The organism is Streptomyces pallidus (ex Mingjun et al. 2026) (genome assembly GCF_051550185.1).
GTDB lineage: Bacteria > Actinomycetota > Actinomycetes > Streptomycetales > Streptomycetaceae > Streptomyces.
Genome location: NZ_CP196181.1, coordinates 5,060,476 through 5,073,964 on the forward strand (window position 1 = coordinate 5,060,476; position 13,489 = coordinate 5,073,964).

At 74.4% G+C, this 13,489-nt stretch carries 11 protein-coding genes, 2 tRNA genes and 1 pseudogene; 10 read left to right on the forward strand and 4 right to left on the reverse strand.

What is annotated here, in order from left to right:
* The first annotated feature begins 63 nt into the window (after positions 1–63).
* Positions 64–870, forward strand: coding sequence for an Fpg/Nei family DNA glycosylase (locus tag ACSHWO_RS22355; protein ID WP_438314202.1), 807 nt, complete (start codon positions 64–66; stop codon positions 868–870).
* A 114-nt stretch (positions 871–984) separates the two neighbouring features.
* Here the strand turns inward: ACSHWO_RS22355 and ACSHWO_RS22360 are convergent, their stop codons facing one another.
* Complete coding sequence (locus ACSHWO_RS22360; RefSeq protein ID WP_438314205.1) at positions 985–2,223, reverse strand: GNAT family N-acetyltransferase; 1,239 nt, start codon at positions 2,221–2,223, stop codon at positions 985–987.
* A 130-nt stretch (positions 2,224–2,353) separates the two neighbouring features.
* On the opposite strand from ACSHWO_RS22360, the gene ACSHWO_RS22365 reads away from it, so the two are divergent.
* The 3 genes from ACSHWO_RS22365 (at position 2,354) to ACSHWO_RS22375 (ending at position 6,992) form a co-directional block, all read left to right on the forward strand.
* Positions 2,354–3,496, forward strand: coding sequence for a PP2C family protein-serine/threonine phosphatase (locus tag ACSHWO_RS22365; RefSeq protein ID WP_438314208.1), 1,143 nt, complete (start codon positions 2,354–2,356; stop codon positions 3,494–3,496).
* Between the two features lie 182 nt (positions 3,497–3,678).
* Entirely contained in the window at positions 3,679–4,527 is an 849-nt protein-coding gene (locus tag ACSHWO_RS22370; protein ID WP_438314211.1) for an ABC transporter ATP-binding protein, read from the forward strand.
* Positions 4,527–6,992: an FtsX-like permease family protein gene (locus tag ACSHWO_RS22375; protein ID WP_438314214.1), complete on the forward strand. Its 2,466-nt coding sequence runs from the start codon at positions 4,527–4,529 to the stop codon at positions 6,990–6,992. Before ACSHWO_RS22370 ends, ACSHWO_RS22375 begins: the two co-directional genes overlap by 1 nt.
* A 95-nt stretch (positions 6,993–7,087) precedes the next feature.
* On the opposite strand, the gene ACSHWO_RS22380 is transcribed toward ACSHWO_RS22375, so the two are convergent.
* The gene (locus tag ACSHWO_RS22380; RefSeq protein WP_438314217.1) at positions 7,088–7,543 is read right to left on the reverse strand and encodes a DUF4232 domain-containing protein; all 456 of its coding nucleotides are present in this window, start codon (positions 7,541–7,543) and stop codon (positions 7,088–7,090) included.
* A 333-nt stretch (positions 7,544–7,876) separates the two neighbouring features.
* Here ACSHWO_RS22380 and ACSHWO_RS22385 point away from each other — a divergent pair, with 333 nt between their 5' ends.
* From ACSHWO_RS22385 to ACSHWO_RS22395, 3 genes are all read left to right on the forward strand, one after another.
* On the forward strand, positions 7,877–9,277 hold the full coding sequence (locus tag ACSHWO_RS22385; RefSeq protein ID WP_438314220.1) for a pyridoxal phosphate-dependent decarboxylase family protein: 1,401 nt from the start codon (positions 7,877–7,879) through the stop codon (positions 9,275–9,277).
* Complete coding sequence (locus ACSHWO_RS22390; RefSeq protein WP_438314223.1) at positions 9,274–9,729, forward strand: HD domain-containing protein; 456 nt, start codon at positions 9,274–9,276, stop codon at positions 9,727–9,729. Before ACSHWO_RS22385 ends, ACSHWO_RS22390 begins: the two co-directional genes overlap by 4 nt.
* Positions 9,730–9,875: 146 nt before the next feature.
* Positions 9,876–10,070, forward strand: coding sequence for a hypothetical protein (locus ACSHWO_RS22395; RefSeq protein WP_179174563.1), 195 nt, complete (start codon positions 9,876–9,878; stop codon positions 10,068–10,070).
* A 164-nt stretch (positions 10,071–10,234) separates the two neighbouring features.
* Here the strand turns inward: ACSHWO_RS22395 and ACSHWO_RS22400 are convergent.
* Together ACSHWO_RS22400 and ACSHWO_RS22405 are read right to left on the reverse strand one after the other, a co-directional pair.
* A pseudogene (locus ACSHWO_RS22400) lies at positions 10,235–10,417 on the reverse strand (NUDIX hydrolase); the annotation flags it as partial.
* Positions 10,418–10,648: 231 nt separating this feature from the next.
* Positions 10,649–10,719, reverse strand: a tRNA-Gly gene (locus tag ACSHWO_RS22405).
* A gap of 177 nt (positions 10,720–10,896) precedes the next feature.
* On the opposite strand from ACSHWO_RS22405, the gene ACSHWO_RS22410 reads away from it, so the two are divergent.
* The 3 genes from ACSHWO_RS22410 to ACSHWO_RS22420 all read left to right on the forward strand — a co-directional run bounded on the left by ACSHWO_RS22410 (position 10,897) and on the right by ACSHWO_RS22420 (position 13,438).
* A tRNA-Pro gene (locus tag ACSHWO_RS22410) sits at positions 10,897–10,973 on the forward strand.
* Between the two features lie 164 nt (positions 10,974–11,137).
* The gene (tig, locus tag ACSHWO_RS22415; protein ID WP_361084078.1) at positions 11,138–12,532 is read left to right on the forward strand and encodes a trigger factor; all 1,395 of its coding nucleotides are present in this window, start codon (positions 11,138–11,140) and stop codon (positions 12,530–12,532) included.
* A 288-nt stretch (positions 12,533–12,820) separates the two neighbouring features.
* On the forward strand, positions 12,821–13,438 hold the full coding sequence (locus ACSHWO_RS22420) for an ATP-dependent Clp protease proteolytic subunit (protein ID WP_053786842.1): 618 nt from the start codon (positions 12,821–12,823) through the stop codon (positions 13,436–13,438).
* The last annotated feature ends 51 nt before the right edge of the window (positions 13,439–13,489 follow it).

The following is a 13,489-nucleotide window of genomic DNA, read 5'->3' on the forward strand; positions in this document are numbered from 1 at the left end:
CCGGCCGGGGGCGCCCGCTGGACCCGCCGTCCGGCCGTCCGGCGTCACCAGGAGGAGAGCAGCGTGCCCGAGGGGCATACGATCCACCGCCTCGCCCAGGACCACACCGAGCGGTTCGCCGCCCGCCCCGTCCGGGTGAGCAGCCCGCAGGGCCGGTTCGCCGAGAGCGCCGCGCTGCTCGACGGCCGTGAGCTGGAGGGCGCCGAAGCCCACGGCAAGCACCTGTTCCTGGAGCTCGGCGACGCCTGGATCCACATCCACCTCGGCCTCTTCGGCAAGCTCGGCTTCGGCCCGGCCCCGGCCCCGCCGGCCGCGGACACCGTCCGGCTGCGCCTGCTGAACGAGGAGCACTACGCCGACCTGCGCGGCCCGACCGCCTGCGCCCTGATCGACGGGGGCGGCAAGAAGGCGATACACGACCGGCTCGGCCCCGACCCGCTGCGGCCGGACGACGACCCCGACCGCGCATGGAAGCGGATCTCCCGCTCCCGCACCACCATCGCCGCGCTCCTCATGGACCAGAAGGTCGTCGCGGGCATCGGCAACGTCTACCGCGCCGAGGTCCTCTTCCGGCACGGCATCGACCCCTACCGGCTGGGCAAGGACGTCACCCGCACCGAGTGGGACGCGATGTGGGCGGACCTGGCCGTGCTGATGCGCGAGGGCGTGCGGAAGAACCGGATCGACACCGTCCGGGACGAGCACCTGCCCGAGGCCATGGGGCGCCCGCCCCGCGTGGACGACCACGGCGGCGAGGTCTACGTCTACCGGCGCGCCCACCTGCCCTGCCACGTCTGCGGGGGCGAGATCCGCACCGCCGACCTCGCCTCCCGCAACCTCTTCTGGTGCCCGGCCTGCCAGACCCGCTGAGCCCGCGGGACCGGCCACCGGTCCCGCGGCACCGGCGGTCGGTCCCGCCGCACCGGCCACCGGTCCCGCCGGGCCCGCCCGGCGGGCCGCCGCCGGCCCCGGGTGCGGGCCGGCTCAGAAGCCGTGCGGCAGCCAGGGGGCCACGTCGCCGGCGAACGCCCGCGACACCGCCGGCAGGACGCCCGGGCGCAGCTCGCGCACCAGCCCCGCCCCCGCCAGCGAGGTCAGCGCGACCCCGCCCAGGTAGGCCGCGCCCAGCTCCCGGGCCGACAGCGCCAGGTCCGCCGGATCCGCGGTACGGATGCAGGACACGGCCCCGCCCGGACCGTCGCAGACCAGCCGCCACCGGCCCGCGTTCCACGGGCAGAACGCGTCCTCCACCTCCAGCACCACGTCCAGCGCGGCCCCGTACCCGCGGGCCCGCAGCGCCGCGGGCAGGTCCACCACGCGCAGGTGCAGGGCGTCGCGCAGGCTCGGCCGCGACCGCCGGACGTCGCCGACCAGGTGCAGCACCGGATCGTCCGCCGGCCGCCCGCCGGTCCGTACCGTCGAGGTCAGGTCGATCCCGAACAGGTAGCGCCACAACGCGGCCGCCGCCGCCGGATCCAGTGCGTCGAGGTCGCGCACCTCGACCGTGCCCCTCGCCCCCGCCGCGTCCCAGTCCGGCTTCACCCGGTAGCGCGCGTACCCGGCCACCTCGCCGTCCGGCCGCTCCGCGACCACGCACATCAGCCGGGACGCGCCGTCGCGATCCGCTTCGGGGTCCAGCAGCGGCAGCCGCTCCCAGCCGGGCTGCCGCGCCGGCATACCGGGCCGCCGGGCGACCAGCTCCGCGTACACCCGCTCGCAGTCGCCCAGCGCCTTGGCCGGGTCGGCGAGGCGCAGCCGCAGCTCCTCCGTGCCCGGCGGCCCGCCGAGGCCCGCCCGGTCCGTGTCGATCTCCAGCGACAGGGCGTACGTCGCGACGCCGTACCCGAACCGCCCGTAGATCGCCGGCTCCGAGGCCGTCAGCACGGCCAGCGGCTCACCCCCGGCGCGGACGTCGTCCAGCTGGCGGCGCATCAGGGAGGAGAGGATCCCCCGGCGGCGGTGGGTCGGCGCGACGCCCACCATCGTCACCCCCGCCGCCGGCACCAGCGCACCCCCGGGCACCGACAGCCGGAAGCTGAACGCCGAGGCCGAGCCGACGCACGCCTGCCCGTCCCAGACGGCCAGCGACCGCTCGACCTCCGTCAGCGACCGGTAGAGCTCGCGCGCCTCGGCGGAATCGGGCACACCGCCGAACGCCAACTCCAGGTGGTCGTACAGGGCATCCCACTCATCAGACTGCAATACACGCATCTCCAGACCCATAAGGTCATCCTTACCAGGGCAATCCACCCCGGGCGACGGGATTTCGGACGACCTCGGAGCTGGCGGGACCCCGCCGGTCCGGGGGTCCCCCTGCGCACGCACAGCCAGGATGGATAGGGTCCCGAAGGACATGGCCGGAGCACGTGTGGAGACGCTCATGGCCCGGGCACGCCTGATGTGGCACCGGGCCCGCACCTCCCTGCGCAAATCCGCCGTCGACTACTTCCGCGGCGACGCCTCCGATTGGCTGGCTTTCGCCGGACTCCTCGCCACCGTCCCCGCCATCGCCTGCGGCACGCTGATGCTGCCGGTGTGGTTCTCGCCCGCCGCCCTCGTCCTGCCGATCGTCGCGGGCGGCCTGCTGCTGCGCCCGGCGAGCCTGCTCGCCCTGTACGCCGCCTCCGCGGCCGCACTGATCGTCGAGGCCCTCGTCCTCGGCCCCTACACCCAGGGCCCGGCCCGGGTCACCCCCGGCACCGTCCTGGTCGTGGCCGCCTGCGGGTTCTTCGGACTGGTCATCGCCCAGTTCCGCAGCCGCGTCGGCGTGCCCTGGCGGCGGGGCGGCACCATGCTCTTCGACCTCCGCGAACGCATCCGGGTCCAGAGCCAGTTGCCCGCACTGCCGCGCGGCTGGCACCGCGAGATGGCCCTGCGGCCCGCCGGCGGCCAGTCCTTCTCCGGCGACTTCGTGGTCGCCGCCCGGACCCACGGCGGCCGCATCCTGGAGATCGTCCTCACCGACGTCTCCGGCAAGGGCATGGAGGCCGGATCCCGCGCCCTGCTGCTCTCCGGCGCCTTCGGCGGCCTGCTCGGCGCGCTGCCCCCGCACGGCTTCCTGCCCGCCGCCAACGGCTACCTGCTCCGGCAGGACTGGGACGAGGGCTTCGCCACCTCCGTCCACCTCGTCCTCGACCTGCAGACCGGCGACTACGAGCTCCTCTCCGCCGGCCACCTGCCCGCCCTCCAGCTCTCCGCGGGCACCGGCCGCTGGCAGGAGAAGTCCGGCGAGGGCCCGCTGCTCGGCGTCTACGACGGCGCCGAGTTCGAGCCCGCCCGCGGCAACCTCCGCCGCGGCGACGTCCTCATGCTCTTCACGGACGGCCTGGTGGAGACCGCCGACCGCGACATCAGCGAGGGCATCGACCGGCTCACCGGCGAGGCCGACCGCTACGTCGCGGCCGGCTGGGAGGGTGCCGCCTGGCACCTGATCGAGAAGGTCGCCAAGGACGTCAACGACGACCGCGCGCTGCTGATCATCCGCCGTTCGCCCTGAGCAGCCCACGCCCCGCTCCTACGCCCTGCACCCCGCCGCCGGTGGGGTTTTCCCCACCCGGGATCCGCCGGGCTGCGCCATGGCCGTCGCCCCCGCCCCGTCCGTAGCGTCGAGGACACCATCGACCACGGACACGGCACGGCAACGGCAGAGCCGCAGCACCGGCCACGGAGGGGGACACCATGGGGTTCCGGCGCAGCAGGCGGCAGCGCGAGGACGAGCAGACCGCGTACGACAGCCAGGGCGGTCACGGCAGCGGGCACGGCAGCAGCGGGCACGGCAGCGCGGCGGCCGTAGAACTGCGCGGCGTACGCCGCGAGTACGGTCGCGGCGCCGCGACCGTCCACGCCCTGCGCGGCATCGACCTCAGCCTGCCGCGCGGCAGCTTCACCGCCGTGATGGGCCCGTCCGGCTCCGGCAAGTCCACCTTCCTGCAGTGCGCGGCCGGACTCGACCTGCCCACCGCCGGATCCGTCCGCCTCGGCGGCACCGAGATCACCGGCATGAACGAGAACCAGCTCACCGAACTCCGCCGCAGCCGCCTCGGCTTCGTCTTCCAGGCCTTCAACCTGCTGCCCTCCCTCACCGTCGAGCAGAACGTGCTGCTCCCGATGCGGCTCGCCGGCGTCCGCCAGGACCACACCCGGGCCGCCGACCTGCTCGCCCGCGTCGGCCTCGAAGGCAAGGGCCGCCGCCGCCCCGCCGAGCTCTCCGGCGGCCAGCAGCAGCGCGTCGCCATCGCCCGGGCCCTGGTCACCCGCCCCGACGTGGTCTTTGCGGACGAGCCCACCGGCGCCCTCGACACCACCACCGCCGCCGAGATCCTCGGACTGCTCCGCGCCGCCGTCGACTCCCTGCGCGCCACCGTCGTCATGGTCACCCACGACCCGGCCGCCGCCGCCCACGCCGACCAGGTGCTCTTCCTCGCCGACGGGCTGATCGCCGACCGGCTGCCGTGCAGTTCCACCACGACCATCGCCGCCCGCATGACCGCGCTCACCGCGCCGGCGTACACGGGAGCGGCCGCCTGATGCTCCGCCGCCCCAACGGCCTGGCCCGCGCGGCGGTGCGCTTCCGCCCCGCGGCCTTCGCCGGCACCTTCCTCGCCCTCCTCCTGACCGTCGCCGTCGTCAGCGCCTGCGGGATCCTGCTGGAAACCGGCGTACGGGCCTCACTGCCGCCCGCCCGGTACGCCGCGGCCCCCGTCGTGGTCGCCGCCGACCAGCAAGCCCGGCTGCGGGTGGGCAGTGGCGAGGGCGCCTACGAGGTCACCACCCGGATCCCGGACCGGGCCCGGGTCGACGCCGCCCTGCTGGAGCGGCTCGCCCCGCTCGGCCGGGCCGTGCCCGACGTGGTGTTCCCCGTCCGGGCCACGGCCCCCGGCAGCGGCGACGGCGCCGGCGCCGGCGGCCGCGGGCCCGCGGTCGAGGCGTCCGGGTGGGGCTCCGCCGCGTTCACCCGTACGCAGCTCAGCGCGGGCCGGGCCCCGCAGGCGCCGGGGGAGGTCGTCACGGGTACGGGCGGGCCCGCCGGCTCCGCGGACCCCGGGGGCCCCGCGGCCGCCGCGGACCGGCTCGTGCTCGACACGCCCGTCGGGAAGCGGGAGTTCCGCGTCGTCGGGCGCGCCGGAGGCACCGGCGTCTGGTTCTCCGACGCCGAGGCCCGCGCCCTGTCCGGACACCCCGACGCCCTCGACGCCGTCGTCCTGCTCGCCCCCGGCGACCCCGAGGCCCTCGCCGACCGGGCCCGCGCCGCCCTCGACGGCCGCGCCCGGGTGCTCACCGGCCCAGACCGCGCCACGGACCCGCAGCTCGACGGCGCCAGGGAACTGCTGGCCGGCCTCGGCGGCTCCTTCGGCGGCGTCGCCACCCTCGTCGCCGTCTTCACCGCCGCCGGGACCGTGGCGCTCTCCGTCGGGCAGCGCTCCCGCGAGTTCGCCCTGCTGCGCGCCCTCGGAGCCACCCCGCGGCAGATCCGCCGCACGGTCGCCACCGAAGCCCTGCTCGTCGCACCCGCCGCGGGAGTGCTCGGGTGCGTACCCGGCTGCGCCCTGGCCGCCTGGTGGTTCGGGCAGCTCAAGGAGAAGGGCGCGATCCCGGCCGGCGTCGACCTCGCCGTCTCCTGGGTCCCCCTCGCCTCCGCCGTCGCCATCGGCCTCGGCACCGCCCTGCTCGCCGGCTGGGCCGCCTCCCGGCGCCCCGCCCGGATCCGCCCCTCCCGGGCCCTCGCCGAGGCCGCCGTCGAACGCCTCCGGCCCGGCTGGATCCGCACCCCGCTCGGCCTCGCCGCCCTCGCCGGCGGCATCGCCTGCGCCGGCCTCGCCGCCACCGCGGGCGGGGAGGGCGCCGCCAACGCGGCCCTCGGCGTCGTCATGCTCTTCATGCTCGCCGTGGCCCTGCTCGGCCCGTTCGTCGCCCGCGCCTGCACCGCCGTGCTCGGCCTGCCCCTGCGCGCCGGAGGCGCCCCCGGCGCGCTCGCCGCGGCCAACTCCCGCACCCACGCCCGCCGGCTCGCCTCCGCGATCACCCCGATCGTGCTCGCCATGGCCTTCTCCTCGACGCTGGTGTTCCTCCACACCAGCGAGGAGCGGGCCACCCGTCAGCAGCAGGAGGCCGGCCTGCTCGCCGACCAGGTGGTCACCGACCCGTCCGGCGACACCGCCGACACCGCGGGCAGCGCCCCCGGCAGCCTCCGCGTCACCCGCACCGCCGTCATCGCGGAGCTCGGCTCCGGCGGGGACCGCCACCTGCAGACCGCGTCCGCGCTGGGCGTCTCCGGCAACCCGGCCGCCGTCCTCGACCTCGGCGTGCGCGAGGGCAGCCTCGACCGGCTCGCCCCGGGCACCGTCGCCCTGGACCGCACGCTCGCCGAATCGGCCCGGGTCCCGGTCGGCGGCCGCATCGCGCTGCGCCTGCCCGACGGCACCCCGGCCCACCCCGAGGTCGTCGCCGTCTACACCCGCGGCCTCGGCTTCGGCCAGGTCACCCTCCCCGCGGCCGACCTGGCCGGCCGCACCACGGCCGGGCGGCCCACCGAGCTCCTGGTCCGCGGCCCGGCCCCGGCGGACGCCGGCCCCGCGGTCCCCGCCGCGCAGTGGACCGCGCAGCAGACCACGGACCGCGCCGTCAACGCCTGGGCCAACACCGTCATGGCGGCCGTCCTCGGCGGCTTCGCGGCCGTCGCCGCCGCCAACACCCTGGTCATGACCGTCCTCGACCGCCGCCGCGAGCTGCGGATGCTGCGCCTCGTCGGCTCCACCCGCCGCCAGGTGCTGAGCATGGTGCGCTGGGAGGGGCTGCTGATCGGCAGCGCGGGCACCGTCCTCGGCACCGCGATCGCCCTGGCCACCCTGATCCCGCTGACCAGGGCCGTCACCGGGGCGCCCCCGCACATCCCGCCCGGCCTGTACGCCGCCTTCGCCGCGGCCGCCCTCGGCCTCGGCCTGACCGCCACGACCCTCCCGGCCCACTGGGCCCTGCGTGCCGAACGGCGCTGACCCGCCGCCGACCCCGTACCCGGGCAGGGCCGCTGCCCGGGTACCGGGCTCGGGGCGGCTCGGGGCGGCGCGTGGCGGCCCGTGCGGTCAGACGGTCAGCTGCTGGAGGCACCCCAGGCGCTGACGCCGAGCCTGCCGGTGCTGCCGAGGTCCACCGAGTCCCTGAGCTCGGCCGTCACCACGGGCGCGCCGGGCTTCGGCGTCACCTCCACCGCCCACCCCTCCGCCGCCGGAACGCTCGGGTCGGTCACGAGGTTGCGCCACAGCATGGCGAAGGACGCCCGCTGCCCCGGTTGCAGCGTCACCGGCTCCGCGGGCCGGTCCATGCTCGCCACCCCGCCGGCGATGTCTGCCGAGCCGTGCCGGACCTCCGCCTCCAGCGGCGCGCGCTTCCGGTCCAGCAGCCTGATCTGCGGATGGCCTTCGAGTGCGTACGGCTCGTCGGAGCAGTTGACCAGCTCGACGGACATGATGCGCACCCCCATGGCCGAGTCCCCGCCCGCCTGGCGCACCCGCACCCCGCCCGCCGGGCACGGCTCGTCGGCGGCCACCGAGGGGAGTGGCGAAGGGGCCGCGGGCACGGTCGGCGCGGCCGCGGGTGGCCGTGGCGGTGTTGCGGCCGGCCGGGCCGCTCCCGTGGGTCCCGGCGCGGGCCTGGGAGCGGGCGGGGTGTCACACCCCGCCAGCGCCACCATGGCCGCCGCTACCCCAACCACCCGTACCGTCCAGCGCGTTGCCCCCATCCCTCGACCCTACGGCACCCCACCCGCCCCCTCCCCGGTCCCCTGGGCCCGCCCGCCGCGTACGGCCGGCCGCCGACCGGTCGGCCACTCTCCCCTGATTGGCCGGTCCGCCACCGCCCGCCGGCCCCTACCGTGCCGCGCATGGACCGCACCCTCGCCGCCGACCTGGCCCGCCTGCCCGACCTCCTCGACGCCGCCCGCCGCACCGCCGCCGAGACCCTCGCCGCCCTCGGCGAGCGCCCCGTCGTACCGCCGCCGGCCGGGCCGCCGGCACCCGAGCCGCTCCCCGAGCGCGGCACCGGCGCCGAGGCCGCCCTCGCCGCCTTCGCCGACCGCTGGGCACCCCGCCTGTCGGGCTCGGCCGGCCCCCGCTACCTCGGCTTCGTCACCGGCGGGGCCACCCCCGCCGCCCTGGCCGGCGACTGGTTGACCGCCGCCCACGACCAGAACTCCAACTCCGCCCTGGACGGTGCCGGCCAGGACCTGGAACGCGAGACCGTCGGCTGGCTCCGCGAGCTGTTCGCCCTCGGCCCCGCCCACAGCGGCACCTTCGTCAGCGGCGCCACCATGTCCAACACGACCGGCCTCGCCATCGCCCGCGAATGGCTCGGCGAGCGGCTCGGCGTCTCCCCGGCCGAGGACGGGGCGGCCGCCCTCGGCCCGGTCCGCGTGCTCTCCGGCGCCCCGCACTCGTCCATCGCCAAGGCCCTCTCCGTCCTCGGACTCGGCCGCGCCCGCCTCGTCCCCGTGCCCACCCTGCCCGGGCGCGAGGCCGTCGACCCCGCCGCCCTCGACCGCGCCCTCGCCGACACGCCCGGCCCGGCCGTCGTCGTCGCCAACGCCGGCACCGTCAACACCGTCGACTTCGACGACCTCCGCGCCGTCGCCGCCCTGAAGGACCGGCACGACTTCTGGCTGCACACCGACGCCGCGTTCGGCGCCTTCGCCGCCCTCTCCCCGCGCCACGCCCACCTCACCGACGGGCTCGACGCCTCCGACTCCGTCTGCGTCGACCTGCACAAGTGGCTGAACGTGCCCTACGACAGCGCCGTCCAGTTCACCCGCCGCCCCGACCTCCAGGCCCGCGTCTTCCAGAACGCCGCCGCCTACCTCGGCCCCCTCGGCGACACGCCCGACCTGGTGCACCTCACCCCCGAGAACTCGCACCGGCTGCGCGCGCTCGCCGCCTGGTTCACGCTGCGCGCGTACGGCCGCGAGGGCCACCGGGAGATCGTCGAGCGCGACGTCGACTGCGCCCGGGCCCTCGGCGCGGCACTGGACCGCGACCCCGCCTTCCGCCTCCTCGCCCCCGTCCGCCTCAACGTCGTCTGCTTCACCCTCGCCGAGGACCCCTCGCCGGCCCGGCTCACGGCCCTGCGGGAGGCCGCCGCGGCCGAGGTGTTCGTCACCCCGACCGTCTACGCGGGAACCCCCGCGCTGCGCGCCGCGTTCTCCAACTGGCGCACCACGGAGGCGGACGTGGACCGAGCGGCACGGGTGCTCCGCGCCGCGGCGCTCAGGACGGCGAAGGGATCCGCATGACGCAGCAGCCACTGACCCTCGCGGAGGTCGAGGCCCTGGCGCGCACCGCGCACGAGGGGCAGACCGACAAGGCCGGCCGGCCGTACGCGGAGCACCTCGCCGCGGTGGCCGAGGGCGTCCGCACCCGCGGCGGCAGCCCCGAACAGCAGGCCGCGGCCTGGCTGCACGATGCCGTCGAGGACGACGCCCTCAGCCGGGAATGGCTGGATTCCGCCGCTCTGCCCCAGGCGGTGAAGGACATGGTCCTGGCGGTGACCAAGCGCCCGGGGGAACCGGTGGAGGAGTACACGGCCAGGATCCTCGCCACTCCGGGCGCCCTCCTGGTCAAGGAGGCCGACCTCGCGCACAACGCGGACCCCGCACGCCTGTCCGTCCTCGACGGGCCCACCCGGCAGCGCCTGACCGCGAAGTACGCCCGAGTCCGCTCCCTCCTCGGCCTCACCGCACCCTGACCGGAACGCCGTTGCCCGTCCCGCACCACGGGCGAATCGTCACGCGACGGATAGCCAAAGCCCGTTGGTGGGAGGATGGTCCGTGTGGGGGTACGCACGGCCGCGTGCCCGAAGCCGACCGGGAACGACCGAAGGTGTGATCAGAAGTGGCGATTTCGCTGTCAGTGGTGGTTCTGTTGGCGATCATCCTGGTGGTGATGATCCGAGGCAATCACATCAAGGCCGGCCCCGCCATCGTCGCGGTCCTCTTCGGCTTCTTCCTGGCGTCCAGCTCCATCGCCCCGGACGTCAACCGCTTCCTCAACTCCCTCGCCGACACCATCGCCGGCATCAAGATCTGACCCCGCCCGCGGCACCCGCCCCCGAAAACCTCAGGGCCGGGCGGAGGGAAACACCTCTGACCTGGCGTTGAGTCGTGTGGAACACATGACGGGAATCGAACCCGCGTAGCTAGTTCGGAAGACCGCGTACCCACCCCCCACTGACCAGCCAACCCGCTGACCTTTCACCGCGCCGCGAAGAGCTGGCGACCGTGCCCGTCCAGGGCGTCCAGGAGCCGGATCGCGCAGACCTCGGACATCTGCTCGGGCTTTGTCGGGCATGAGCCACTGGACGACCGTGGTCTCGTCCGAGATGTGCTCTCGGTTCGTCCGGTCGGCTTGCAGCGGAAGACCAGGGCGCCGACGCCCACGGTGACTCGGGACCACCGTGAGGTTTCCTCGACGTCTGGTCGAGGACCGGCACATCGCCTACGTGAAGGTGCGCTCAGCGGGTTGGTGGAGAAGAGCCGCGGGGGCACCGCGCAAGATCCGGAGTCCGAGGGGCACGCGGGGGACACGCCCGGCTGGTCCAAGCCTCCGGAAACGACTGAGGGCCAGGCGGAGGAAACGTCCTCTGACCTGGCCCTTCAGTGCTTCAGAGCGGGTGACGGGAATCGAACCCGCGTAGCTAGTTTGGAAGACTAGGGCTCTACCATTGAGCTACACCCGCAGTGCGCGCGCCGCAGGTCCGAAGGCCGCGGCACGGAGAGCATCCTAGCGGGTCGGGCCGGGGGAGTCACACCGCATATCGGGCTCGGCCACGGCGGACCCCCGGGCGGCCGGAAAGCTTCGTCGAAACGCGGCGTGTCGGAGGGTCTCCGGCCATGTACCCTACGTGTCGCACCGACGGGGTGTGGCGCAGCTTGGTAGCGCGTCCGCTTTGGGAGCGGAAGGTCGTCGGTTCGAATCCGGCCACCCCGACCACCACCTGCGCATCGCCAAGATCGCGTTGTGGGCAGATTGCCGCTTGCGGTTACTATGCAAGCTGCGTGCCCGTGTGTCTGATGTACCGGGCCGAAGTCCGCCGGGCCGCTGAATTCCAGCGAGACGGCAGAACCCCCAGCAGTCAGCCACAAGGAGACCGAACCGTGAAGAGCGCCGTGGAGACCCTGAACCCGACTCGGGTTCGGCTCACTGTTGAGGTGCCCTTCGAGGAGCTCAAGGACAGCCTCGACGCGGCGTACAAGAAGATCAACCAGCAGGTCACGGTGAAGGGCTTCCGCAAGGGCAAGATCCCGGCCCGCGTCATCGACCAGCGCTTCGGCCGCGGCGCCGTGCTGGAGGAGGCCGTCAACGACGCGCTCCCGAAGTTCTACACCGAGGCGATCAACGAGGCCGACCTGAACCCGCTGGGTCAGCCCGAGGTCGACATCACCGAGCTGAAGGACGGCGAGCTGCTGGCCTTCACCGCCGAGGTCGACGTTCGCCCCGAGATCGAGATCCCGGACTTCTCCGGCATCGAGGTCGAGGTCGACGCGGTCGAGGTCACCGACGAGGACATCGAGAAGTCCGTCGAGCAGCTGCGCAGCCGCTTCGCGTCCACCAAGGACGTCGAGCGCGCCGCCGCCGAGGGTGACGTCGTCACCATCGACCTCGAGGCCAAGGTCGACGGCGAGGTCCTGCCGGACGGCGTCGCCAACGACGTCTCCTACACCATCGGCTCGGGCGAGCTCCTCGACGGCATCGACGAGGCCGTCAAGGGCCTGGAGGCCGGTGGCGAGGCCACCTTCACCTCGCAGCTGAAGGGCGGCTCCGCCGAGGGCAAGGACGCCGAGGTCACCGTCAAGGTCTCCAAGGTCTCCGCCCGCGAGCTGCCGGAGCTGGACGACGAGTTCGCCCAGATGGCGAGCGAGTTCGACACCCTGGAGGAGCTGAAGGCCGACAGCCGCAAGCGCCTCGAGAACATGAAGCAGTACGACCAGGCCACGCAGGCCCAGGAGCGCGTCCTGGAGAAGCTGCTGGAGCTCGCCGAGGTCCCGATCCCCGAGAAGCTCCTCGAGGACGAGGTCAACACCCGCAAGCACAACCTGGAGCACCACCAGCTCGGCCAGATGGGCCTGACCCTCGAGAAGTACCTGGAGTTCCAGGGCAAGACGGTCGAGGAGTTCGAGGCCGAGACCAAGGAGCAGGCGGTCAAGGGCATCAAGACCCAGTTCGTCCTGGACGCCCTGGTCAACAAGGAGAAGCTGGGTGTGAACCAGGAGGAGCTCACCGAGCACCTCATGCGTCGCGCCGCCTCCTCCGGCATGTCCCCCGACCAGTTCGCCCAGGCGGTCGTCGAGGGCGGCCAGGTCCCGATGCTGGTCGGCGAGGTCGCCCGCGGCAAGGCCCTCGCGCTGGTCGTCGAGGCCGCCAAGGTCGTCGACACCAAGGGTGAGGTCATCGACCTGTCCGACGACGAGGACGAGGTCGAGGCCGCCGCCGAGACCGTCGAGGCCGCCGTCGACGGCGAGGCCGAGGACAAGGCCGACGAGGCCAAGTAAGGCCGGACGGGCCCCCACCGGCCCGGCAGTACCGCGCAGTGTCTCTGGAGGGCCCGTACGCAGCCGCGTGCGGGCCCTTCCGCGTATGCCCGGGGCCCCCGGGAACCTTGCGCTCCGAGCGAACAGTTCGGGAACCGGGATGGCGTTGTCCGACCTGCGCGTTAGGGTCCATGAATACGAGGGCACGGGAGTACCCGGACGACGGCGGACACACCGCGCCTAACGGGCCGCGCCCCAGAACGAGACGCTGAGACGGCATGTGGCCGTCGGAGACGAGCAGGTGGATACGTGACGAATCTGAAGCCTTACGCCGCGGGTGAGCCGTCCATCGGTGGCGGCCTCGGCGACCATGTCTACAACCGGCTGCTCGGTGAGCGCATCATCTTCCTCGGCCAGCAGGTCGACGACGACATCGCCAACAAGATCACCGCGCAGCTCCTCCTCCTGGCCGCCGAGCCGGAGAAGGACATCTACCTGTACATCAACAGCCCCGGCGGCTCGGTGACGGCCGGCATGGCGGTCTACGACACCATGCAGTACATCCCGAACGACGTCGTCACCATCGGCATGGGCATGGCGGCCTCCATGGGCCAGTTCCTGCTCACCGGCGGCGCGCCGGGCAAGCGCTTCGCGCTCCCGAACACCGACATCCTGATGCACCAGGGCTCCGCCGGCATCGGCGGCACCGCCTCGGACATCAAGATCCAGGCCCAGTACCTGCTGCGCACCAAGCAGCGCATGGCCGAGATCACCGCCCACCACTCCGGCCAGACCGTGGAGGCGATCATCCGCGACGGCGACCGCGACCGCTGGTTCACCGCGGAGGAGGCCAAGGACTACGGCCTCATCGACGAGATCATCTCCGCCGCGTCGCTGGTTCCGGGCGGCGGCGGCACCGGGGCCTGATCCCGGACCCGGCGCGCGGGACCTCGTACGAGGCCCCGTACGCCCGCCCCA

Excerpts from the sequence above, each read along its gene's own strand:
- ACSHWO_RS22375 (WP_438314214.1), top strand. The coding sequence starts at position 4,527 with ATGCTCCGCCGCCCCAACGGCCTGGCCCGCGCGGCGGTGCGCTTCCGC.
- ACSHWO_RS22365 (WP_438314208.1), top strand. The coding sequence starts at position 2,354 with ATGGCCGGAGCACGTGTGGAGACGCTCATGGCCCGGGCACGCCTGATG.
- ACSHWO_RS22390 (WP_438314223.1), top strand. The coding sequence starts at position 9,274 with ATGACGCAGCAGCCACTGACCCTCGCGGAGGTCGAGGCCCTGGCGCGC.
- ACSHWO_RS22385 (WP_438314220.1), top strand. The coding sequence starts at position 7,877 with ATGGACCGCACCCTCGCCGCCGACCTGGCCCGCCTGCCCGACCTCCTC.
- ACSHWO_RS22370 (WP_438314211.1), top strand. The coding sequence starts at position 3,679 with ATGGGGTTCCGGCGCAGCAGGCGGCAGCGCGAGGACGAGCAGACCGCG.
- ACSHWO_RS22360 (WP_438314205.1), bottom strand. The coding sequence starts at position 2,223 with ATGGGTCTGGAGATGCGTGTATTGCAGTCTGATGAGTGGGATGCCCTG.